The sequence below is a fragment of the Rhodococcus sp. EPR-134 genome, from assembly GCF_001647205.1.
GTDB classification, from domain to species: Bacteria; Actinomycetota; Actinomycetes; order Mycobacteriales; family Mycobacteriaceae; genus Rhodococcus_F; species Rhodococcus_F qingshengii.
Window position 1 is genome coordinate 1 of record NZ_LVCT01000245.1, and the last position, 23,134, is coordinate 23,134.

General features: G+C 62.5%; 23 protein-coding genes and 1 pseudogene. 12 read left to right on the top strand and 12 right to left on the bottom strand.

Annotation, left to right across the window (positions count from 1 at the left end):
- The 6 genes from A2J01_RS10720 to yhjD form a co-directional block, all read left to right on the top strand.
- A partial coding sequence (locus A2J01_RS10720; protein ID WP_156519240.1) for an MFS transporter occupies positions 1-565 on the top strand: 565 nt, incomplete at its 5' end.
- Positions 566-601: 36 nt separating this feature from the next.
- The gene (locus A2J01_RS10725; RefSeq protein WP_080712672.1) at positions 602-1,447 is read left to right on the top strand and encodes an exodeoxyribonuclease III; all 846 of its coding nucleotides are present in this window, start codon (positions 602-604) and stop codon (positions 1,445-1,447) included.
- A gap of 26 nt (positions 1,448-1,473) precedes the next feature.
- Positions 1,474-1,992: a ribonuclease domain-containing protein gene (locus A2J01_RS10730; protein WP_050654908.1), complete on the top strand. Its 519-nt coding sequence runs from the start codon at positions 1,474-1,476 to the stop codon at positions 1,990-1,992.
- The gene (locus A2J01_RS10735) at positions 1,992-2,486 is read left to right on the top strand and encodes a barstar family protein (RefSeq protein WP_030535081.1); all 495 of its coding nucleotides are present in this window, start codon (positions 1,992-1,994) and stop codon (positions 2,484-2,486) included. Before A2J01_RS10730 ends, A2J01_RS10735 begins: the two co-directional genes overlap by 1 nt.
- Before the next feature lie 26 nt (positions 2,487-2,512).
- Complete coding sequence (gene trpS, locus A2J01_RS10740; protein WP_064112671.1) at positions 2,513-3,547, top strand: tryptophan--tRNA ligase; 1,035 nt, start codon at positions 2,513-2,515, stop codon at positions 3,545-3,547.
- A 51-nt stretch (positions 3,548-3,598) separates the two neighbouring features.
- On the top strand, positions 3,599-4,633 hold the full coding sequence (gene yhjD / locus A2J01_RS10745) for an inner membrane protein YhjD (protein ID WP_050654860.1): 1,035 nt from the start codon (positions 3,599-3,601) through the stop codon (positions 4,631-4,633).
- Here the strand turns inward: yhjD and A2J01_RS10750 are convergent.
- Positions 4,630-5,943, bottom strand: coding sequence for a D-alanyl-D-alanine carboxypeptidase family protein (locus A2J01_RS10750; RefSeq protein WP_082900841.1), 1,314 nt, complete (start codon positions 5,941-5,943; stop codon positions 4,630-4,632). The genes yhjD and A2J01_RS10750 overlap by 4 nt on opposite strands.
- Before the next feature lie 103 nt (positions 5,944-6,046).
- Here A2J01_RS10750 and A2J01_RS10755 point away from each other — a divergent pair, with 103 nt between their 5' ends.
- The gene (locus tag A2J01_RS10755) at positions 6,047-6,445 is read left to right on the top strand and encodes an Rv0361 family membrane protein (RefSeq protein ID WP_021343646.1); all 399 of its coding nucleotides are present in this window, start codon (positions 6,047-6,049) and stop codon (positions 6,443-6,445) included.
- A 121-nt stretch (positions 6,446-6,566) separates the two neighbouring features.
- Positions 6,567-7,139, top strand: a complete 573-nt coding sequence (locus A2J01_RS10760) for a dihydrofolate reductase family protein (RefSeq protein ID WP_003940686.1) — start codon at positions 6,567-6,569, stop codon at positions 7,137-7,139.
- Positions 7,140-7,201: 62 nt separating this feature from the next.
- Here the strand turns inward: A2J01_RS10760 and A2J01_RS10765 are convergent, their stop codons facing one another.
- From A2J01_RS10765 to iolC, 8 genes are read right to left on the bottom strand one after another with little or no spacing between them, the layout of a single operon-like run.
- On the bottom strand, positions 7,202-8,707 hold the full coding sequence (locus A2J01_RS10765; RefSeq protein ID WP_003941032.1) for a CoA-acylating methylmalonate-semialdehyde dehydrogenase: 1,506 nt from the start codon (positions 8,705-8,707) through the stop codon (positions 7,202-7,204).
- 24 nt (positions 8,708-8,731) lie between these two features.
- Positions 8,732-9,616: a sugar phosphate isomerase/epimerase family protein gene (locus A2J01_RS10770; RefSeq protein ID WP_064112672.1), complete on the bottom strand. Its 885-nt coding sequence runs from the start codon at positions 9,614-9,616 to the stop codon at positions 8,732-8,734.
- Between the two features lie 2 nt (positions 9,617-9,618).
- Complete coding sequence (locus tag A2J01_RS10775; RefSeq protein ID WP_054188147.1) at positions 9,619-10,659, bottom strand: Gfo/Idh/MocA family protein; 1,041 nt, start codon at positions 10,657-10,659, stop codon at positions 9,619-9,621.
- Positions 10,660-10,685: 26 nt separating this feature from the next.
- Entirely contained in the window at positions 10,686-11,591 is a 906-nt protein-coding gene (locus A2J01_RS10780) for a sugar phosphate isomerase/epimerase family protein (RefSeq protein ID WP_007727370.1), read from the bottom strand.
- Positions 11,592-11,643: 52 nt separating this feature from the next.
- A complete protein-coding gene (gene iolD, locus A2J01_RS10785; RefSeq protein ID WP_064112677.1) occupies positions 11,644-13,599 on the bottom strand; it encodes a 3D-(3,5/4)-trihydroxycyclohexane-1,2-dione acylhydrolase (decyclizing) in 1,956 nt (651 codons plus the stop codon).
- Between the two features lie 14 nt (positions 13,600-13,613).
- Entirely contained in the window at positions 13,614-14,486 is an 873-nt protein-coding gene (gene iolB / locus A2J01_RS10790; protein WP_064112673.1) for a 5-deoxy-glucuronate isomerase, read from the bottom strand.
- A 21-nt stretch (positions 14,487-14,507) separates the two neighbouring features.
- Positions 14,508-15,407, bottom strand: a complete 900-nt coding sequence (locus A2J01_RS10795) for a Cgl0159 family (beta/alpha)8-fold protein (protein ID WP_021332504.1) — start codon at positions 15,405-15,407, stop codon at positions 14,508-14,510.
- Positions 15,400-16,404, bottom strand: a complete 1,005-nt coding sequence (gene iolC / locus A2J01_RS10800; protein ID WP_197494203.1) for a 5-dehydro-2-deoxygluconokinase — start codon at positions 16,402-16,404, stop codon at positions 15,400-15,402. The genes A2J01_RS10795 and iolC overlap by 8 nt, the downstream gene beginning before the upstream one ends.
- Positions 16,405-16,603: 199 nt before the next feature.
- Here iolC and A2J01_RS10805 point away from each other — a divergent pair, with 199 nt between their 5' ends.
- The 4 genes from A2J01_RS10805 (at position 16,604) to iri (ending at position 21,560) form a co-directional block, all read left to right on the top strand.
- Complete coding sequence (locus A2J01_RS10805; RefSeq protein WP_003941006.1) at positions 16,604-17,341, top strand: GntR family transcriptional regulator; 738 nt, start codon at positions 16,604-16,606, stop codon at positions 17,339-17,341.
- A 105-nt stretch (positions 17,342-17,446) separates the two neighbouring features.
- Positions 17,447-18,595, top strand: coding sequence for a Gfo/Idh/MocA family protein (locus A2J01_RS10810; protein ID WP_064112674.1), 1,149 nt, complete (start codon positions 17,447-17,449; stop codon positions 18,593-18,595).
- A 30-nt stretch (positions 18,596-18,625) separates the two neighbouring features.
- Complete coding sequence (locus A2J01_RS10815) at positions 18,626-20,011, top strand: MFS transporter (protein ID WP_082900840.1); 1,386 nt, start codon at positions 18,626-18,628, stop codon at positions 20,009-20,011.
- A 121-nt stretch (positions 20,012-20,132) separates the two neighbouring features.
- Positions 20,133-21,560, top strand: a complete 1,428-nt coding sequence (gene iri / locus A2J01_RS10820) for a rifampin monooxygenase Iri (protein WP_064112675.1) — start codon at positions 20,133-20,135, stop codon at positions 21,558-21,560.
- A 2-nt stretch (positions 21,561-21,562) separates the two neighbouring features.
- Here the strand turns inward: iri and def are convergent, their stop codons facing one another.
- The 3 genes and pseudogenes from def to A2J01_RS36350 form a co-directional block, all read right to left on the bottom strand.
- Positions 21,563-22,171, bottom strand: coding sequence for a peptide deformylase (gene def / locus A2J01_RS10825; protein WP_228232563.1), 609 nt, complete (start codon positions 22,169-22,171; stop codon positions 21,563-21,565).
- A gap of 131 nt (positions 22,172-22,302) precedes the next feature.
- A complete protein-coding gene (locus A2J01_RS10830) occupies positions 22,303-22,557 on the bottom strand; it encodes a hypothetical protein (RefSeq protein WP_231915764.1) in 255 nt (84 codons plus the stop codon).
- Positions 22,558-22,755: 198 nt separating this feature from the next.
- A pseudogene (locus A2J01_RS36350) lies at positions 22,756-23,134 on the bottom strand (phytanoyl-CoA dioxygenase family protein); the annotation flags it as partial.

Below are 23,134 nucleotides of genomic sequence, written 5' to 3' on the forward strand. Positions count from 1 at the left end.
GGGCCGCGTTCAGGTGTGGATGACCCTGATCGTGGGCATGGTCGGATTCGGCGGGATGTTTGCCGTCTACACCTACATCAGTACGACTCTCACCGACGTGTCCGGGCTTGGCGCTTCGTTCATTCCCCTCGCACTCATGCTGTACGGACTGGGCATGGTGGCCGGCAACTTCGTCGGTGGATACCTCGCGGATCGCGCACTGATGAAGGGCTTGTTCCTGTCGATGGGATCCCTCGTTGTGATCCTCGCGGTCTTCGTGATGGCCGTGCGCAATCCGTACACGGCACTGATCTTCGTCTTCCTCATCGGGCTCGCCGGGTCGTCGATGGTGCCTGGCCTCCAGACACGGTTGATGGATGTCGCCGAGGATGCTCAGACCTTGGCCGCGTCTCTCAATCACGCCGCACTCAACATCGCCAACGCCTTCGGAGCGTGGATCGGCGGCGTCGTCATCGCAGCCGGTTACGGGTACACCGCGCCGGCAGCGGTGGGGTCGTTGCTGGCCGTCGCGGGTCTCGTCGTGCTGGCGGTAGCGGTGATTCTGCAGCGTAGGGCCGCGCGCTGACCTGGGCGCCCATCCGCGTCGGTGGAATCGGCTACGGTGCTTGCCGTGCCACAAACTGCTGACTCCCACATTCTTGCGCCCCACACCATCACGTCCGTGAACGTCAACGGCGTTCGAGCAGCTGCCCGCAAGGGCATGCTCGACTGGCTGGAGAAGACGTCGGCGGATTTCATCTGCCTTCAGGAAACGCGTGCGTCGGACGATCAGCTTCGCGAGACTCTCGAACCAGCGCTCGGCAACGGATGGTTCCTCGTCTCCGCCGAGCCGTCCGCGAAGGGACGCAACGGAGTCGCGGTGCTCTCACGCACGGAACCTGACGCGGTGCGGATCGGTCACGGGGACGACGAGTTTCTCGACGCCGGTCGATACATCGAAGCCGACTTCGCCGATCTGACCGTCGCGAGCCTGTACCTGCCCTCCGGTGAGGCGCTCACGCCGAAGCAGGAGGAGAAGGAGCGGTTCATGGCGTCCTTCGCAGTTCACCTCGCTACCACCGCTGCGGCGGCCGAGGCTGCCGATCGTCACGTGGTGGTCAGCGGCGATTGGAACATCGCGCACACCGAACTCGACCTCAAGAACTGGAAGACCAACAAGAAGTCTTCGGGATTCCTCCCCGAGGAGCGCGCCTGGATGGATCTGCTGTTCGCCGAAGATTCCGCGTGGGTGGACGTCTTCCGCGCCCTCCATCCGGGTGTCGACGGCCCGTACTCGTGGTGGTCGTACCGCGGAAAGGCATTCGACAACGATTCGGGTTGGCGTATCGATTACCAGGTTGCCACTCGCGGATACGCCGAGCGGGCCAAGGTCGCGCTCGTGGAACGCGCTGAGTCCTACGACCTCCGTTGGTCGGATCATGCGCCTGTCACCGTCTCGTACCGATAGAGACGCGTATGTCTGAAGGTCTGAAAATGCCGAGCGCAAAGACGCGCAACGCCATCATCACCGTCGTGGTGGCGGTGGTTGCGCTCGTGCTGGCGGTCACCCTTTCTTCACGTGACTCCGACAGTTCGGCGTCGTCGGTGACGAAGTCCTCGAGTGCCCAGTCCTCGAGTGTTCAAGCCAAGCCTGGCGCCACCACCAAGGCTGCGCCGTCGAGTTCCGTGCCCTCGAGCTCCGCTGTCAAGACAACGCAGCAGACGAACAGCGATGCGCCGGCGCGAGTGCTCGCCACGCTGGTGGAGATCGACGCCGGGAGGTGGCCGGATTCCGCCAATGCGCCGGGCACCAAGGGCGGCATCACCTTCCGCAACAGCGAAGGACGTCTACCCGCTGTCGGTGCCGGTGGCGGACGTGTCGTCTATCAGGAATGGGACGTGAACCCGAAGAAGAACGGCCAAGGACGCGACGCCGAGCGAATCGTCACCGGCAACGACGGTTCGGCGTGGTACACCCTCGATCACTACGACACGTTTGTGAGGATTCGCTGATGTCCGATTCGTCTACGGTCAGCGTGGCGCAGTGGCTGGATCCGTCTTCGGATGTGGCTTCGGTGGCGCTGCAGAGCGACCCGGCCGTTGCAGATGATCTTGCACGTCAACTCCGTGCCGAGAATTTTGTCGTTCGGGTGGTTCGCGGAGAGAACATGCGGACAACGGCGCAGGTCTTCGACGAGTTTGCGGCAGCCTTCCAGTTTCCGTCCCACTTCGGGCGAAACAAAGACGCTTTCGACGACGTCATGCGCGATCTCGACGACGTCCTCGGACTCGGCGCCGGATATGTAGTTGTGGTCCGAGGCGCGGGTTCTCTACTGTCCGAGCAACAGGATCAGTTGGAGTGGTTCTGCGAAACGATGGACTTCTACGCCGAAGAATGGGAACCCGTCGTTTTCCGGACCGTCTACCAGTTCGGTGCGGAGGACCTCACCGCCCACGGTGAAGACCTCGTCGAACTCGACTACCCGGGCACCACGCCACTGCACTGATTTCCACTCGTGAAAAGATCGGAACCATGTCGACCCCTGCAGAACAGAAGCCCACCGCAAAGCCTCGCGTGCTTTCCGGAATCCAGCCGACGTCGGATTCTTTCCACCTCGGCAACTACCTGGGTGCGCTGCAGCAGTGGGTTCCGTTGCAGGACGATTTCGACGCTTTCTACTTCATTCCGGATCTTCACGCCATCACGGTGACGCAGGACCCGAAGGAATTGCGTCGTCGCACCAAGGTTGCGGTGGCTCAGCTCCTTGCGGTGGGGATCGATCCGGATCGGGCGACGCTGTTCGTACAGAGTCAGGTTCCCGAGCACGCACAGTTGGCGTGGGTCCTGAACTGCATCACCGGTTTCGGTGAAGCCAGCCGTATGACGCAGTTCAAGGACAAGTCCGCCAAGCAAGGCAGCGACAACGCCAGTGTCGGCTTGTTCACGTATCCGGTTCTGATGGCCGCGGACATCCTTCTGTACCGCCCGCAGCGAGTTCCGGTGGGTGAGGATCAGCGTCAGCACCTCGAACTCGCACGCGATCTGGCCGGACGGTTCAACACCCGCTACGGCAAGGCGTTCGTCGTTCCCGAGCCGCAGATCATCAAGGGCACGGCAAAGATCTACGACCTGCAGGATCCGACCGCGAAGATGAGCAAGTCCGCTGCCAGTGCGGCCGGACTGATCAATCTGCTCGACGATCCGAAGGTGTCGGCGAAGAAGATCAAGTCGGCCGTCACCGACAACGAGCGCGAGATTCGTTTCGACCCGCAGGCCAAGCCGGGCGTCAGCAACCTGCTCACCATTCAGTCGGCTCTCTCGGGAGTACCGATCGAGACTCTGGTGGCCGGTTACGAGGGCAAGGGGTACGGCGTCCTCAAGACCGATACCGCTGACGTGCTGACCGAGTTCGTCACCCCACTCAAGGCGAAGGTCGACGGTTACCTTGCCGACGAGGCAGAGCTGGATCGCATCATCGCGGCTGGAGCGCACCGCGCCCGTGAGGTGTCTTCACGCACTCTCGCCGCTGTCTATGACAAGGTCGGATTCCTGGCACCGAAGGGCTGACTTACGCGAATTCGGACTCACGACGCCTGACCGAACATGAGGGGGACGGCAATGGCTGACACGGACGACGACGCACCGAGCTTTCTCGAGAAGCAACGGGCAGCGCGACCCTGGCTCGATCATCTGGTTCGCGCGGCCGGACGGTTTCAAGAGCAAAAAGGCGACTATTACGCTGCTGGTATCACGTACTTCAGCGTTCTCGCGTTGATTCCGATCATGATGGTCGCGTTTGCAGTGGCCGGTTTCGTATTGGCCGGGCATCCCGAGTACCTGGAGTCGATTCAGGAGCAGATCACCAAGAGCATTCCGGGCAGCTTGGGTGACACCATCAACACGCTGATCGATTCGGCCATCGACTCGCGCGCGAGCGTCGGAATCTTCGGTCTCCTGGGTGCCGCGTACGCGGGTCTCGGTTGGATGGCAAACGTTCGCGACGCGCTGACGGCGATGTGGGAGAGCAAGCGCGAGCCGAAGGGTTTCGTACGTACCAAACTTGGTGACGCGGGGGCCCTCGTCGGTCTGGCTCTCGCCATGGTCGTCTCACTGGGAATGTCGGCGCTGAGCAGTGGGCCGGTTGCGACTCAGATCGTGAAATGGCTCAACCTCGAGAACATCACCGGTGTCGGCGTGGGGCTCAGAGTCATTTCACTGTTGCTCTCACTCCTGGCGACGTGGGCGGTGTTCCTGTGGGTGATCGCCCGGCTGCCGCGCGAGCCTGTCACGCTGCGTAGCGCTGCGCAGGCAGCGCTTATCGCCGCAGTTGTGTTCGAGATCTTCAAGCAGGTGGGTGCGATCTACCTCGCTGCCGTCACCAACGGACCAGCGGGCGTGGCATTCGGTCCGATCATCGGTTTGCTCGTGTTCGTGTTCACGGCGTCACGGATGCTGCTGTTCTGCACGGCGTGGGCGGCGACGACCAAGGAAAGTATGGCCCTGGCGTTCGTTCCGCCGCCGGATCCCGCCGTGATCTCGCCGCGAATCGTTGTCAGTGACGGTGCTTCACCGTCTCGCGTGGCTGCGCTGATCGCCACGGGTGCGGTTGCCGGCCTGGGTCTTTCGGGCTTCATGCGTCGTCGGCCGCGCTAGCGCCTCCGACGGTTGAGGGCAACGGCTCCCGCCACCAGCGCGATCACCACTACTCCGCCGACCGCACCGATGAGTATGCGGTCAGTGGTGTCGGATTCGGCGTCGGTAGCGGTGGGTGCAGCCGAGATCGAGCCTGGTGCAGCGGCAGACGGTGTGCGAGTGACCTCGGGCGAGGCATCGTCGGTGGATCGGTCCGTCAACGAGCCGACGGTTGTGCTCGCGGGGAGTGCATATCCGTAGTCGAGTAGACGGGCAGCTTGTTCCCACGGACGGATCGGCTTGGCTTCGCCGCCCATCAATGTCACCAGTAGTTTCCGGCCGTTACGCTCCGCGCCACCCACATACGTGTGGCGGGCGTCGTCGGTGAAGCCGGTCTTGCCGCCCAATGCGCCGTCGTAGTTGTAGAGCAGCTGATTGTCGTTGGCGAGAGTGAATCCGGGGCGGTCCTGATCGTCGGGAATCGTCGGATCCTTGGGGAAGCCGGGAAATTCGACGGTCTCGGTATGGATCAGACCGGCAAACGTCGGATTCTGCAGGGCGGTATGGAAAATCACGGCCAGGTCGTACGGCGAGCTGCTCATCCCCGGGCCGTCGAGTCCGGATGGAGTTGCCGTGCGAGTGTCGAGGGCGCCGAGTTCGGCCGCGAGCGCGTTCATTTTCGACACGGCTGCAGCGTCACCGCCGAGTTGGCGGGCAAGAGCATGCGCGGCATCGTTTCCCGACGCCATGACCAGACCCTGCATCAGTTGCCGGTTGGTGTACTTGCCGCCCTTGCCGATGCCGACAGCGCTACCTTCAGCGTCCGCGTCTTCGGCCGTTGCGGTGATTTCGGTGTCGAGATCGAGTTCGTCGAGCGCGACAAGAGCCAAGAGCATCTTGATGGTGCTGGCCGGGCGGTAGCGACCGTGCGGATCTTTGGCGGCGAGGACCTCGCCGGTTTCGGCGTCCGCGAGTACCCATCCTGATGCCGCGATGTCGGCCGGGAGCGGGGGAGCGCCGTCAGGGAGCACAACACCGCACTCGCCGAGCTTGTCTCCACCGACGGGGCTTTCCGGAATCGGGACAGCAGTCGGGGCCGTGGATCCGGGCGCGGGTGCTTCGGAGAGATCGATCGCCGGTGCCGGGCTACTCGTGAACGGGCAGCTGTCGGTGTTGGGTGTTGTGAACGGCGCTTCGGTGGTGGTGGTGGGCGGCGGCGGGGCCGGTTGGGCGCCGGCCACTCCCGAGGTCCCTACGACACCGGTAAACGCAATGCTCCCTGAGAGCACTGTTCCGGCTACTGCCACTGCACGCTTTCGACGCCACATCATCGATATACGAGGGTATGCGAACCTGAGGGAACGTCCGAATCGCCACGCAAGCAGAGGGATCGAAAACAGGCGATTCGGTTTGTACATCGGTCATAGTGGACGGATGAACTTCGCAGGCACGCGTGGACGCCAGACGCTCGCGGCAATGACGCTCGTTGGAGCATTGACCGCTGTCGTCGGATGTTCCGGCGATTCGGAACCGTCGGCCGAGAGCCAAATCTCTGCGGTCGTCGGTCAGAGTTTCGAATTCATGGCCGAAAGGGACTGGGAGGCAGTGGACAGCACTCAATGCAGTTCGATGCGCAGCGAGAGTCCGCGAGTCGAAGAGTCGCCGTTCGACGACGCACTTGCCAGTCTGAGGCTGGACGGAGTGGAGAACATCGTCGTGAACGGGGATTCGGCGACAGCCAACACTCGCCATTACAGCACCGAGGATCCGTCCGAGATGATGCGCGAAGACATCACGTTGATCAAGGAGAACGGTGCCTGGGTTGTGTGCTGACGTCTTTATGTGGTGACAATCGGAGATCGCCGCCGATGAGTTCCACCACCACGCAGAGTCTGTAACAGTGGGGTAGTCGGCTACTCGAATGGCGCACACGCACTGACGACAGGGGATCGGTATGGGCAAGATCGTGGTGACAGAATTCGTGTCCTTGGACATGGTGATGGAAGCTCCCGGTGGCGAACCGGGTTATGCGCACACTGGATGGGTCTTTCCGTACCAGGAGGGCGATCAGATGAAGTTCAAACTCGACGAAACCCTCGCCGCGGACGTCCTTCTGCTCGGGCGGCGGACCTACGAGAGCTTCGCCGGTGCCTGGCCCGAGCGCGAGGACGACCAAGGCTTTGCGGACAAGATGAACGAGATGCCCAAGTACGTCGTCACGAGTTCGACCGAACCGCTCGAATGGAACAACTCGACGGCGCTCGACGGTCCCATCGAGGAATCTGTCCCGAAGCTCAAGGAGCAGATCGACGGCGAGATCCTGGTCGCGGGAAGTCGGACGCTCGTCCACGCGTTGTTGCTGGCCGGTCTGGTCGACGAGCTTCGTCTGATGGTCTTCCCGGTCATTCTCGGGTCCGGCGGGAGAGTGTTCCCCGAATCGGCCGACAAGATCGTCCTCGAGTTGAAGGACGATCGTCGGTACGAATCCGGAGTTCAAGTACTGACGTACCACCCCACGGTCACGTAGACCTCTCGAAAACATCTGTGGCCGAGACTCTTCGAGAGTCTCGGCCACAGATGTCTTGCCGGCTAACTGTTCTCGGGGAATCCGAGGTTGATTCCGCCGTGGCTGGGGTCGAGCCAGCGACTGGTGACGGCTTTACCTCGCGTGAAGAAATGAACACCTTCTGTCCCGTGAGCGTGGGTGTCACCGAAGAGGCTGTTCTTCCAGCCGCCGAAGCTGTAGTAGGCCATGGGAACCGGGATGGGGACGTTGATGCCGATCATTCCGACCTCCACCTCGTTCTGGAAGCGTCGGGCAGCGCCGCCGTCGTTGGTGAAGATGGCGGTGCCGTTTCCGTACGGGTTGTTGTTGATCAGTTCGAGGGCTTGGTCGTAGGTATCGACACGCACGACGGACAGGACAGGTCCGAAGATTTCGTCGGTGTAGATCGACATGTCGGTGGTGACGTGGTCGATGAGGGTGGGCCCGAGCCAGAAGCCGTCCGGTCCACCATCGGCCTGAACTGTGCGTCCGTCGACCACGATCGTGGCACCGTCCTTCTCGCCGGCATCGACATAGGACGCGACTTTGTCGCGATGGGCCTTGGTGACGAGCGGACCCATGTCGGAGTTCTTGGTGCCGTCACCGGTGACGAGGGGAGTGGTGCGTTCGACGATCTTGGCAACCAGTTCGTCGGCGATGTCGCCGACTGCGACCAGGGCGGAGATCGCCATGCATCGTTCGCCCGCGGAGCCGAATCCCGCGTTGACCATTGCGTCGGCGGCGAGGTCGAGGTCGGCGTCCGGCAGAACGATGGCGTGGTTCTTGGCGCCGCCGAGTGCTTGCACGCGTTTGCCGTTGGCGGTGCCGGTGGCATAGACGTACTGGGCGATGGGGGTGGATCCGACAAACGAAATCGCTTTGACTGCTTTGTTTTCCAGAAGTTCGTCGACGGCGAGCTTGTCACCTTGGAGGACGTTGAAGACACCAGGAGGCAGACCGGCTTCGGCCCAGAGTTCGGCGAGCCAGATCGCGGCGGTGGGGTCCTTCTCCGAGGGCTTGAGAATCACGGTGTTCCCGGCGGCAATGGCGACCGGGAAGAACCACATCGGGACCATCGCGGGAAAGTTGAAGGGGGAGATGATGCCGACGGGGCCGAGGGGTTGGCGGATGGAGTAGACGTCGACCTTGGTCGATGCATTCTCGGTGTATCCGCCCTTGAGGAGATGCGGTATTCCGCAAGCGAATTCGACAACTTCCTGCCCGCGGCTGATTTCGCCGAGGGCGTCGGAGAGAACCTTGCCGTGCTCGGCTGTGATGATCTCGGCGAGTTCACCTTTGCGAGCATTGAGGAGTTCGCGGAAGCTGAACAGTACCTGTGTGCGCCGGGCCAGTGAGGTGTCACGCCAGGCGGGGAAGGCCGCCGCAGCCGCGTCGATGACAGCGCGGGCGTCCTCGAGGTTCGCCAGGGCCAGTCGGCCGGTGATCTGTCCGGTGGCGGGGTTGGTGACGGTGGCGGTGTCCTCGGACGTTCCGGCGAACGGCTTGCCGTCCAACCAGTGCGCGATGACACGAGTATCAGTGCTGGTCATGGTATTTCCTAGTGGTCTGGTGACTCAGGAGTTCGGGGAGGTGTACTTGGCGACGTAGTCGTTCATCGTCTCGCGCTGGTACCGGGAAACCTCGTGCGCGTTTTCGTTCTCGGCGAAGACGCTCGACACCATCACGGTGTTCTCACGTTCGTAGAAGCCGAGTTTATCGAGACCGCCGAAGAATTCGTCCCAGTTGACGTCTCCGTCACCGATTTTGAGATGCTGATGCACTCGAACGGCATTGCCTGGCGGGTTGGTGATGTAGCGCAGTCCGTGGGAACGGTGATGATCCATGGTGTCCGCCACGTGAACGAGTCGGACCATGTCGCCGGCGGCCTCCATGATGGCGGGAAGGTCCCCACCCATGTGGAATTGGTGGCACGCCACGATCACCATGCCGAGGTTCTTGGAGTTCACACCACGGATCGTGCGGATCGCGGCTAGTCCGTCTTCGACAAAATCGTCCGGGTGGGGGTCGATCAGGACGTCGATTCCCTCGCGTTCGATGATCGGAACCAGTTCCTCCATCGAACGATAGAACGCACGCTCGGACTCTTCGGCCTTTTCGGGGCGGCCGGAGAATTCGGTGTTCATGACGTTGACACCGAGGTCGACCGTGATCTGGATGGCCCGCTTCCAGTAACGCACGGCTGCTTCGCGAGCGTCCTCGTCCGGGCCGGACCACCGAAGGACCGGGAGCACCGACGCGATGCCGACTCCCGCACTCGCGCAGGCCTTCCGGAACTCGGTGACGAGCGCGTCGTCGGCTTTCGGGTGATTGAAGAACGGGATCATGTCGACGTGCGGTGTGAGCTGCAGGTACTCGTACCCGAGATCGGCAACAACCTGAGGTAGCTCGAGTAGTGAGTAATCGTGATGGAGAGGTGTGGGGTCGAGTGCGACCTTCATCGCTAAGCTCCGGCCACAGAGTCGCGCGCAACCATGTCCACGACGACGCGCTGACCCGTCTCCAGAGACTTCACACCGGCGGCGCAGACAGCGGCCGCGGCGTACCCGTCCCAAGCACCTGGTCCGTCGATGTAGTTGCCGGTGCCGGCGCCCGTCTTCACTGCCTTGATCCACCGGGCGAACTCGGTGTCGTAGGCCTGCCCGAAGCGTTCGCGGAATCCTGGGGTGATCTGCCCACCCCAGTTGCCGGGCTTGGTCTTTCGGATCAGTCCCACGTCGAGTCCGATCATCGCGCTTCCGAGTTCGCCGACAACTTCGGTGCGCACCTCGTAGGCAACTCCGGTGGTGACAAACACCTCGGCGTCGACGTGTCTACCGGACTCGGTCTCGAATATCGCGATCTGTGGGTCTTGAATGCCCTCGGGAGCAAGCGAATTCGCGGCCGGTCGGATGATCTGCACCGAGGTGATCTCTTCGTCGAGCAGGAATCGTGTCACGTCGACCTCGTGGACGAGTGAGTCCTTGACGATCATCGCGCTGTCGAAACCCTTCGGAACCGCAGGATTACGATGCGCACAGTGCAGCACGAGCGGGCGACCGAGATCGCCGCTGTCGATCAAATCCTTGAGCTGGGTGTATTCGTGGTCGAATCGCCGCATGAAGCCGACCTGGATCAGCTTCTTGCCCAGCGCTGCTTCGGCTTTGACGATCGTGAGCGAACTGTCCGCGTCGGTGGTCAGCGGCTTTTCGCAGAGAACAGGCTTGCCCGCTTCGAGGCAGGCAAGAACCTGCTTCTCATGGGTCGGGCCCGGGGTTGCGAGAACAACGGCGTCGACGTCCTCGGCTGCGATGGCATCGAACGGATCGACGACGACGCGCGCCCCTGGCGTCAGTGCTGCGATTTCCTCGGCGCGGGCGAGAGAGTAGTCGTTGACGACGGTGACGCGGGCACCGCCGATTTTGTTGGTGATGCGGTCGACGTGATCGGCCCCCATGATGCCGACGCCGAGCACTGCGATCCGGAGATCCTGGTTGTCAGACATGCGGTGGTACTCCTCGATTGTGTTGCTCAGTTGAAGCGGACGGCGGGGACGCCACAGGTGGACAGGTATTTCTGAGTGCGCGCTGCGATGGGCAGCGGTGTGTCGGGATGGCAGGGATACATGTCCTGCTCGACGATCGCGAACACGTCGATGCCGAGCTTCTCGATGGCCTCCAGAAGCGGCGGCATGTCGGGGATTCCGCGCGGCGGTTCGATCATGGCACCGAGTTTGACGGCCTCACCGAACGGCAGGTCCTCCGCCTCAACCTTGGCGACTATCGCCGGATCCACCTGTTTGAGGTGTAGGTACCCGATGCGCTCCGGATGTTTGTTGATAATTGCGAGATTGTCGCCGCCGCAGTAGCTGATGTGGCCGGTGTCGAGACACAGATTCACGAAACGCTCGTCGGTCCCTTCGAGGAACTTGTAGACGTTGTCTTCGATGTCGACGTGACTGTCGGCATGAGGATGGTACTGCGCCATGACGCCGTACTCCTCGAGCATTGCCTTCCCGAGAGCGTTCATGCCGTCGGTTTTCTTACGCCACTGCTCGGGCGTCAGATTGCGGTCTTCGAGTACCGCTCCGGTGGAAGGGTCGCGCCACATCTCAGGGATGACCACCACGTGCTTGCCGCCGACGGCTGCGGTCAACTTGGCGACGTCCTTGATCTGATTCCAGACGGCATCCCAGGAATCGTCCTGGTGCAGGTGTTCGAAAACGGTACCGGCCGAAAGCTTCAGGCCGCGGGCGCCGAGTTCGTCCGTCAACTTGGCTGGATCGGTCGGAAGGTATCCGAACGGGCCGAGTTCGATCCATTCGTATCCCGACGCGGATACCTCGTCGAGGAATCGTGTGTAAGGGGTCTGCTGTGGATCGTCCGGAAACCACACGCCCCAGGAGTCGGGGGCTGATCCGACGCGAATCGCGCTCATGTCTAGATTCCTTTCGCGGGCAAGCTTTATGGGGTGTGGTTGTGCGGAATTTTCATTCGGATGGACGGAGGTACGGTCGCTGGATCTTCTTCCAGGACTCGTACGTTGTCCGTGCTTTCTTGGTGGACTCCAGTTCGGAGGTGGCCGATACCGGTACATCCCACCAGGATTCGCTGTCCGGGGCGCCGATCAGCGGATCGGTTTCGACGTGGATGACGGTGCTGGTGTCGCTTGCTTTGGCAACCTTGATCGCGTCGGCGAACTCGGCAGTGGTGTTGGCGCGGATGACGTCGACACCGAGGCTGGCGGCGTTCGCGGCCAGATCGACCGGGAGAACCCCTCCGTCGAGACGTCCGTCATTCGAGCGGTAGCGGTACTGCGTGCCGAAGCGTTGGGAACCCAGCGACTCGGACAGTGAACCGATGGAGGCAAATCCGTGATTCTGCACCAGGACGACGATGACCTTGAGGCGTTCCTGTACGGCGGTGACCAATTCGGTGGCCATCATCAGATAGGAACCGTCGCCGACCATCACGAACACGTCGCGATCGGGGCACGCCATGCGGACGCCTAGACCGCCGGCAACTTCGTATCCCATGCACGAGTACCCGTATTCGACGTGATACCCCTTGGAATCACGGGTTCGCCACAGCTTGTGGAGGTCACCCGGCATGGACCCGGCAGCGCACACCACGACGTCACGTGGATCGGACAGCGTGTTGACCAGGCCGATCACCTGATTCTGATTCAGTGACCTGTCGGCAGCGGGTTCGGCTGGGTTGTAGACGGATTCGACGATCGCATCCCAATCGCGAGCGAGGTCACCGATCCTGGACGCGTATTCCTCGTCCACCCGGTAGTCGTTCAGTGCAAGTGCCAGCGCGTCGAGGGCCTCACGTGCGTCGGCGACCCCGCTGACTCCGCCCTGCTTCACGGAGTCCAGTGATGCGACGTTGATGTTGACGAAGCGAACGTCGGGATTGGTGAACGCGGTGCGGGACGCGCTCGTGAAATCGCTGTACCGCGTACCGATTCCGATGACGACGTCAGCCTCGGTGGCCAGTGCGTTTGCAGCAGTGGTGCCGGTGGACCCCACCGCCCCGACGGATTGTGGATGGTCGTAGACCAATGAACCCTTGCCGGCCTGGCTCTGCCCCACGGGGATTCCGGTCTGCGCGCAGAACGCTGCCAGAGAGTCGGTGGCCTGGCTGTAGATCACGCCGCCGCCGGCGACGATCAGTGGCTTGCGAGCCGAGCGGATGATCGCGGCGGCGCGTTCGATCACCGATCGTTCGGGGAGCGGGCGGGCCACGTGCCACACCCGTTCGGCGAAGAAGGACTCGGGCCAGTCGAAAGCCTCGGCCTGCACGTCCTGCGGGATGGCGATGGTGACCGCGCCGGTCTCGACGGGATCAGTGAGAACGCGCATCCCGGCGAGCAGAGCGCTCGGCAACTGCTCCGGGCGCCATACCCGATCGAAGTATCGTGAGACGGGTTTGAAAGCGTCGTTGACTGTGACGTCGCCGCTCGACGGGAGTTCGAGTTCCTGTAAGACGGGGGCACTGGCGCGGGTCGCGAAAGTGTCTGCGGGAAGGAGTAATACAGGTAGACGATTGATGGTGGCCAGTGCCGCGCCGGTGATCATATTGGTGGCACCGGGGCCGACGCTGGACGAGACCGCCCACGTCTGCAGGCGGTCCTTCATGCGGGCGTGCGCGACAGCCGAGTGCACCATCGCCTGTTCATTGCGGCCGAGCACGTAGGGGAGTGTCGGCTCACGGCCGGCGTCGAGATCCTGGATCTCGGCCTGCAAGAGTGCCTGCCCCAGTCCGGCGACGTTGCCGTGCCCGAAGATTCCGAAGCAGCCGGCAAACAGCTTGGTGCGCTGGCCGTCGCGTTCGGTGTACTGGTTGGCGAGGAAGCGGACGACAGCTTGAGAAACGGTGAGGTATACGGTCGGCTCGTCGCGAGGTGGACGATTGCCGGTTGCGTTGTTGGTGGGTGCCACAGCTTTCACTTCCGTCAGTTGTGGGACTGCAACGGCAGTCGAGGGTCGATGTCCTGGTGATCCCAGCTTCCACGTAGCCAGGTGTGTTGCGGATCGTCACAGATGTTCCACGCCCGGATCTTGCCCGAACCTGCCATGACATTGAGGTAGTACATGTGGTGGCCCGGCGCTGCGATGGACGGGCCGTGATAGCCGTGCGGCACGAGGACGACGTCGCCCGAGCGGACTTCCTCGAGCACCTCGATAGGTCTCTCGGCGGTTCCGTACACGCGGTGGTAGCCGAAACCTTCGGTCCCGGTGGGGCTTCTGTCGATCTCGAAGTAGTAGATCTCTTCCAGGGCCGATTCGACGTCGCTGTTCTCGTCGTGTTTGTGGCTGGGATACGACGACCAGTTCCCGCCGGGGGTGATGACCTCACACGCGATGATGGAGTCGGCCTCGAAGGTGTCTGCAGTGGCGAAGTTGTGAACCTGTCGGCTGCAGTTCCCGGCGCCGCGGAGCTCGACCGCAACTCCTGAAGCCGGACCGTAGCGATGGGGGAGCTTGGCGCCGGCGCGCGCTCCGCACAGGGCGAAGCGGCCTCCGCCCGTGCTGCTGACCGAGTAGTCGGCGTCGCGACCGACGTACGCGAAATCGCTCGGACCGTCGAAAACCGATGCGCGGCCGGTCAGGGGAATCTCCGTCCCCTCGGCAACAACCACGGCCGAACCCGCCAGTGGAACGACGATGATCTCGTTCTCGCCGGACTGCAGGTGGACGTCAGCGCCAGGGGCGAGTTCGAGTGTCCACAAGCTGGATTCGGTCCACCCGGCGGACTCCGGCGTGACCACTGTCGTGAAATCACCGTCGGCGGACGATCCGGCGGGGACGTAGTACTTGCTGAACATCTTGCTCCTGCCAGGTCGGTTCTAGTGGACGAGCTTGACTGCGGTGTCGACGGCCGCGGTGACGTCGCCGTCGGGTGGGTAGAGCAGCGCGCGTCCGACGATCAGTCCGCGCACGGACGGCAGTTGAAGTGCAGCGTCCCACTTTGCGTACGTTTCTTCCGGCGCGATCTGCGGATCTCCCCCCAGGAGGAGCGTCGGGAGGGTGGTCGCATCCATGACGCGTTCCATCTCGTCGACGACCGGCAGTTTCATCCACGTGTACGCCGAGGTGGAGCCGAGGCCCTGGGAGATATGGATGGACTTGATGACGGCGTCGGGGCTGAGATCGTTGACCACCTTGCCGTTTACGCGACTGGAGAGGAACGGCTCGAGCATCGCGATCAGTCCGGCCGCGGCCAGTTCGTCCACGGCTTCCGCACATGCCGTCATGGTGGGCAGAGTGCCCGCGTCGTCGAGTGCGATGCGCAGCAGCATCTTTCCGCCGTTCATACCGAACTTTGCGGTACCGGCCGCGGTGTAACCCGTCATGCGGTCGTCGAGTTCGAAGCTGGCGCCTGCCAGGCCGCCGCGGTTCATCGACGAGAAGACGACCTTGTCGTCGAGGGCGCCGAGGAGGAGCAGATCGTCGAGAATGTCCGCGGTGCCGAGAACGCCGTCGACTCCGGGATTGTCGAGCGCAGTGCGTAATCTGTCGAGCAGATCTGTACGACTGTTCATCGCTGTCGGCTTGCCACCGACAGACAGTGCCCCACGGGCCGGGTGATCGGCAGCGACGATCATCAGTCGACCATTGCCTCGAACAGTGGCGCGAGGAGTTCGCGCTGCCCAGGCCTTTTCGATGATCTGCGGATCGCTCGCACGCAGTTCCGTCACTTCGGCGTAGGTGGTGGCGAGGGGGCGGGCGGCGAGCTTGTCAGACATTGACTGCCTCCGTGGCTGTGGCTTCGGCGAGATCGTGGACTTCTTCGGCGGTCGGCATCGCAGTGGAGCATTCGAGCCGAGATGCGACTATCGCGCCGGCCGCGTTGGCGTACCGCAGTACCTTCTCCAGCGGCCACCCGGCCAACAGTCCGTGGCACAGTGATCCGCCGAAGCTGTCGCCTGCGCCCAGCCCGTTGACCACGTCGACGGCGTTGGGCGGCACGGTGATCGATTGCTTTCGTGTTTTGCCGAGTACACCCTTCGGGCCCTGCTTCACGATGGCCAGTTCGACTCCGAGGTCGAGAAGCGCGTCCGCGGCCTTGTTCGGGTTGGTCTCACCGACAGCGATTTCGCACTCTTCACGATTCCCCACGGCTACCGTTACGTGTGCGAGGGCGCGCTGTACCTGCGTGGTCGCGTCCTGCGGCGTCGACCAGAACATCGGGCGGTAGTCCAGGTCTAGAACGGTCAGCGGGCGGCGTTCGCGGGCTTTCCAAGCGGCGAAGTGTGCGCTGCGGCTCGGTTCTTCGGACAGCCCCGTCACAGTCGACCAGTAGAGGGACGCTGTTCGAACGGCGTCGAGGTCGATGTCTTGCGGGGTGATCCGAAGATCGGGCGCATGCGGCTTGCGATAGAAGTACAGCGGAAAGTCGTCCGGGGGGAAGATCTCGCAGAACGTCACCGGTGTCGGGTACTCGGAATTGGTGACGACAAACCTGTTGTCGACACCGAGACGTGCCAATTCGCGTGTGACGAACTTCCCGAAGGGATCGTTGCCGACGCCGGAGATCAATGCTGCTCGCCGACCGAGACGCGCGGCCGCCACCGAGACATTGGCTGCGCTGCCGCCGAGGAACTTGCCGAACGTCTCGACGTCTTCGAGTCCGACACCGGTTTGAAGTGGGTAGATGTCTACCCCTGATCGGCCGATGGCGAGCACGTCGAAGGGTGCGTCAGGGATGTGTGACCCGCTCTGGTGAGTGTTGATGCTTGTCAAGACTGACTCCCGAGAGTTCGTGGTGGGTTGCCCGCGCAGGGCACCGTTGTATGACTGAAACTGTGCGCCGCGACACAGCGATTGTCAATAGTTTGTCTGGACATTATGACTTGCGGTCAAGTGAATGTTAGTGTTCGCATACACTGCCGAGAGAAGTAGCGTCGATACGGCGCCTTCCCAAGACAGATCGGAGTTGGCCGTGGTCGCAGCACTCGCCGTCGAGTTGGACCGCTCGAGCCCGGTGCCGCTGTATTTTCAGCTGGCCCAGGCAATCGAGGGCGCTATTCTCGGTGGCGAACTTGCCCCAGGTGATCGCTTCGAGAACGAACTGGCGTTGGCCAAGCGGCTCAATCTCTCACGTCCGACCACTCGACGCGCGATCCAGGAACTGGTGGACAAGGGCCTACTTGTTCGTAAGCGGGGAGTCGGAACTCAGGTGGTGCAAAGTCCGGTGCACCGCCCGGTCGAGCTCACCAGCCTGTTCGACGACCTTGCGAGGGCCGGCCAGGCGCCGACGACCAAGCTGCTCGAGTTCACGGTGGGAGTTCCCGCCGAGGACGTTGCCGCGGAACTCAACCTCGAACCTGACGCCGAAGTGGCCACCATCAGGCGTCTGCGAAGCACCAACGGCGAACCGCTTGCCGTGATGACCAATTACATTCCGGTGGACATCGCACCCGATCCCGAGGAGTTGGAGACGCAGGGGCTGTACCAAACCTTGCGAACTCGCGGCGTTCACATCCGTGTCGCGCGGCAGCGAATCGGCGCTCGGGCGGCGACTCGCGAAGAAGCAGGATTGCTCGACGAGAAAGTGGGTGCTGCCCTCTTGACCATGAGCCGCACTGCATTTGACGATTCAGGTAGCGCCGTCGAGTACGGCAGCCACTGCTACCGAGCGTCGCGTTACTACTTCGACACCACCGTGGTCGACCGCTAGATCTCGATCCCGGTGACACGAGTACCCGCCTGACCGAGTCAGTGGGGTGATTTGTGATCCCAGCATTTCTGCGATCCTTCGATCATTTGACCCGAACGGAGCCTCATGACAGGCATTTCAGTAGCAGTTGCCGGATTCGGATGGATGGGCCGCGTCCACACGCAGGCGTATCTGCGTCTGCGGCAGCACTATCCGCAGCTTCCCGTGATCCGCCTGGCCGCCGTCGCCGACGAGGTGCCTGGCAGAGGGGAGGAAGCAGCGGACCAGTTCGGTTTCGAAGCTTTCACCCAGGATTGGCGCGATATCGCAGCCGATCCGGCCATCGACGCGGTGAGCATCACGGCCCCGAACTTCTTGCACCGTGAAATCGGCGTCGCAATGGCAGAGGCCGGCAAACACATCTGGATCGAGAAGCCCGTCGGCTTGTCCACGGAAGACGCCAAAGCTGTTGCCGTAGCAGTCTCGAAGGCCGGTGTGCAGTCGACCGTCGGCTTCAACTACCGAAACGCGCCGGCTGTGGCCCTGGCAAAAAGCCTGATCGACTCAGGGGAGTTGGGCACGATCACGCACTCGCGTTTTCGTTTCCTCAGCGACTATGCGGCCCACCCTGAAGGTGCTTTGAGTTGGCGATACGAGCGTGAACGCGGCGGCGCCGGCGTCCTGGGCGACTTGGCCTCGCACGGCATCGATCTGATTCGTCATCTTCTCGGTGACGTCGACGCTCTCGTTGCGGATACTGCGATCTTCATCCCGGAGCGTGCGCGTCCGTCCGCCGCTACCAGTGGACATGCGCGGGCCAGCGGTGGGGAGATGGGGGCTGTCGAGAACGAAGACTTCGTCAGCGCACTGCTGCGCCTCGGCTCGGGTGGCCGGTGCACCCTCGAAGCATGCCGCGTCGCCGTGGGAGAGCAGAACAATTACGGATTCGAGGTTCACGGCACGAAGGGTGCCGTGTTCTGGGACTACCGCCGGATGGGTGAACTGGGCACCAGCCTCGGCTCGAAGTATCAGGACCAATCCGTCACGACGGTTCTGGTCGGCCCCGAGTCCGGTGAGTTCGGCCGCTTCCAGCCTGGCGCGGCCAACGCGATGGGCTACGACGACCTGAAAGTGATCGAGGCTCGCAATTTCATCGCCTCGATCGTGGACGGAGCGCCGCAGGGCGCGACCATCGCTGATGCAGTCGCGTCCGCACAGGCCCTGGACGCGATGGTCGCCTCGGTGACCTCCGGCAGCTGGATTTCTCTCGGCTGATCCACAGCCCCTCCGAAAGGCTCTGGTGCAGTGACATTTCCCCGCGGACTGGCGCTGCTCGTGGCAGCAGCGCTGTTCATGGAGATGCTGGACGCGACGATTCTCGCAACGGCACTGCCGTCGATCGCCCAATCTTTCGGAGTTGATGCCGTCGACGTCAATGTCGCCGTTTCTTCGTACCTCCTGGTGTTGGCCGTCCTGATCCCGGCGAGCGGATGGATGGCCGACAGGTTCGGAACGCGACGTGTCTTCATCTCTGCCATAGCCGTTTTCGCGGTGGCATCGGTGGGATGTGCACTGAGCACCTCCCTCCCGATGCTGGTGGGAATGCGTGCTTTACAAGGGGTAGGCGGCGCCATGATGGTGCCGGTAGGGCGGCTCGCAGTATTGCGGGTGACGTCGAAGGCGGAACTCGTACGGGCTATCGCTTACTTGACGTGGCCGGCGCTCACAGCGCCGGTTCTTGCGCCCGCTGTGGGTGGAGCCATCGTGTCGATCGCTTCGTGGCGCTGGATCTTTCTGATCAACGTTCCGATCGGGATCGTCGGGTTTATGCTGGCATTGCGCATGGTGCCCGACATTCGGCAAACGCAGAAACGGAGCCTTGACTGGCTGGGATTGGTGGTGATCGGAGCAGGCGTCGCAGTGCTTGTCGTGGCGCTCGAGAGCGTGCACAGTGCCGGAACCGACTGGCTAAGAGTGGGCCTCGGGATCGTTGCGGCTCTGATCTTGTTGAGCTTGGCCGTCATTCACTTCGTCCGGTCGGATCATCCGCTCATCGCGCTCGGCGTCCTCCGACTTCGATCGTTTCGGCTCGTCGCGTCGAGCGGCTCGCTGTACCGGCTCGTGATCATGGGCGTGCCGTTTGTGCTGCCGTTGTTGTTCCAAGTGGGATTCGGAATGTCGGCGTTCAAGGCCGGTCTGCTGGTGATGGCTCTGTTCGCGGGGAATATCGCGATCAAACCGCTCACCACTCCGCTCATGCGCAGATTCGGGATCAGACGAGTTCTGGTGGGAAACGGAGTTCTGTCGGTGGTGTGCTTCGGTGCGCTGGTACTGATCTCGTCGACGACACCGGACGTCGTTATCGCTGTTGCACTGTTTGTCAGTGGCGCGTTGCGATCCATCGGGTTCACCGCGTACAACAGCTTGGCGTTCGCCGACGTCGACTCGGGTGAGCTGACCGATGCCAATACTCTGCATGCAACGCTGCAAGAGTTGGCATCCGGTCTAGGTATTGCACTGTCCGCGTTGGTGATCACGCTCTGCACACCGTTGGCGGAGTCGGGGGATCTGAGCGGCGGAGTGCCGTTTTCTCTGACGCTGGGTGTTCTCGGGGCCATGCTGGTGCCGACGGTGATCGAGAGTTGGCGGCTCCCACGCGATACAGGTGCTGTGGTGTTGGTGCGCCGATGATGAAGCGTCTTCCGCCACCTTCATGATAACGCGGGACCCGGGGCTTGCGGCAAGGCCCCGGTGATGGTGCACACTCGTCTGCTGCGAGCAAGCAAAAGCCTTGCCCGGAGGAGGGGATCGCATGAGTGACGTCATCATTGTCGGTGCTGGACCAACTGGATTGATGCTGGCAGGTGAGCTCCGGCTGCAGGGCGTCGATGTCGTCGTCGTGGACAAGGACGAGGAGCCGACTCAGTTCGTCCGTGCCCTCGGCATCCATGTGCGCAGCATCGAAATCATGGAGCAGCGCGGGTTGCTGGACAAGTTCCTCGCGCACGGCCGCAAGTATCCGCTCGGTGGATTCTTCGCGGGGATCAGCAAACCGGCACCCGCGCACCTCGATACTGCCCACGGGTACGTACTGGGAATACCTCAGCCCGAGATCGACAGGATTCTTGCCGAACATGCCACCGAAGTCGGTGCGGACATTCAGCGAGGGAAGCGCGTCGTCGCGATCCGTCAAGATACCGATAGCGTCACAGCGGAATTGTCCGACGGCACAACACTTCACGCGCGTTATCTCGTGGGCTGCGACGGCGGCCGCAGCACTGTTCGGAAGCTGATCGACGTCGGGTTTCCCGGCGAGCCGTCGAGCGCCGACACGTTGATCGGCGAAATGGACGTGACCATGCCCGCTGATGAACTGGCCGCCGTTGTCGCCGAAATCCGAGAAACGCACAAACGATTCGGAGTCGGTCCCGCCGGCAATGGTGCTTTTCGCGTCGTGGTCCCCGCGGCCGAAGTTGCCGACGGTCGCGCGGTTCCCACCACCCTCGACGACATCAAGCAACAGCTACTGGCCATTGCGGGCACCGACTTCGGTGTGCACTCACCGCGGTGGCTCTCGCGCTTCGGTGACGCCACCCGTCTGGCGGAGCACTACCGGCGCGACCGGGTGTTCCTCGCCGGCGATGCCGCACACATCCACCCACCGATGGGCGGACAAGGCCTCAATCTCGGTGTCCAAGATGCCTTCAACCTCGGCTGGAAGCTCGCCGCAGAGATCAACGGTTGGGCGCCGGAGAGCCTGCTCGACACTTACGAATCGGAACGGCGTCCGGTGGCTGCCGACGTCCTCGACAACACGCGCGCGCAGGCGGAGCTGATCTCCACCGCAGCCGGTCCACAAGCCGTGCGGCGCTTGATCTCCGAGCTGATGGAATTCGAAGACGTCAAGCGCTATCTGACCGAGAAGATCACTGCGATCTCGATTCGCTACGACTTCGGCGAAGGTGACGACCTACTCGGTCGGAGGCTGCGGAACATCGCGTTGACGCGCGGCAACCTGTACGACCTGATGCGATCCGGCCGCGGACTTCTTCTCGACCAGGGTGGCCAACTGTCCGTCGATGGTTGGAGCGATCGCGCCGACCACATCGTTGACACAAGCACTGAATTGAACGCTCCGGCTGTCCTGCTTCGGCCGGACGGTCATGTGGCATGGGTCGGGGATTCGCAGGCGGAGTTGGATACTCAGCTGTCCATGTGGTTCGGCCGGCCAACGGCGTAGGGCTATCTGGTTCCACCTCTAAGCCGACTGGTCGCTTGACACGCCGGCCAATGGGCTGTGTATTGGTCCGATACTTCGTCGTGGTCGCGATAGAGCTGTTTGCGTTTGCGCGTTGGAAGTCGGTCGCCGAAGACAATGCCGTTGATGTGGTCAGTCTCGTGTTGGAAGCAGCGCCCGAGGGTGCCACCTGCAGTGATTTCGATCGAGTTGCCGTATTGATCGTTTCCGCGACAGGTGGAGAAGTCGGGTCGTGCGAGGTCAGTGTATGAACCGGGAAGGGACAGACAGCCTTCGCCGTAGTCGACTAGCTGCCGGTGGACTCCTTCAGGAAGGTCGACGACCGGATTGCAGACGACGCCGGTGCGTTGCGTCCCTACTTCGTCGGTGCAGTCGTAGATGAACACCGCGAGGTCGACGCCGATCTGTTGAGCTGCGAGTCCTGCGCCGTGTGCGGCGGTGTTGGTAGCGAACATGTCTGCCAGCAGATCTTGGAGATCGCTGCCGAATTCAGTCACTGGCCGAGCAGGCGCATGAAGGACAGGGGTGCCCCAGCGAATGATCGGTTGCGCGGTACCTAGGCGGAGAAGTTCGGAGACAGGCATGAGGTTCATGTTCCGCTCTGCTCCTGCCCAACGCAACGAGAGTGTTCGCGTTCGACCGTTGTGTTTCTCACTGCAGTACATTGCCGATTTACTCTCGGGCGTCGCGGACCGCTGTCTGAACATTGGATCTGGTGCAACTTTCACTCAGCTCGCTTGGCGGTCCCTTCGCCTCCACGCTGTCGAGCCTGACCTGGGTTGATGTGGAGTCGAACACCCTCGTAGGTGACTGTGTACGGCACGTCGTCGTCCGGGTCGCCGGAGTCCGCAGGGTCCGGTAGTTCCGCGATCTGTTCGATGACGGTCTGGGCTCGCGCAGCGCCGGGATCGAAATCTCCTGAAACGGCCCGACGAACGATCCGCCGAGTCCGCGGCGCTTCGCCCGGACAGCCGCCCACCCGAATACGGCCAACGGGCCGATCATGGCGAACAGCACTAACAAGTCCCACCCCATGCTTCGAGCGTACCGACCGACCGCCTTCAAATGGCATTTCGGCCATTCCGGACGGCGCATGGCCCAACATCAGTGCGAAAAACGCGCGGCTATTCGACACAGGGACTCCTTCGCTGTGGTCAGGCCGTCCTGCCAAGTCTCCTCAGCTCATTCGTCTCTCGGACTGTGCCTTCAGTAGATCGGCCAGTCGATCAGGTGAGATCCGCTCGCGAACCGCCTCCGTCACGAGTTCGGCCTGCGTCTGAGGCGCGAGGCCGTCGATCGGTTGGTCTCGGTCCAGATTGGTCGGGAAGGCGTAGCCCTCGGCCGAGGCGGCGACGGCGCACCGAACTGCCTCGTCGGACCCCGCCTCGCTGAGAGCGAGCAGTGCAGGATAGATCGCGTTGACGAGTGCCTCCCGGTCGATGGTTCCGAGGGCTCGACCGAAGGCCGACGACACCTGGAGAAGATTTGCCATACGCAGGACGTCCGCGGACTTGTTGTGGCCGGCGGCGTGGAATAGTGCTGGGTTGAAGAAGACG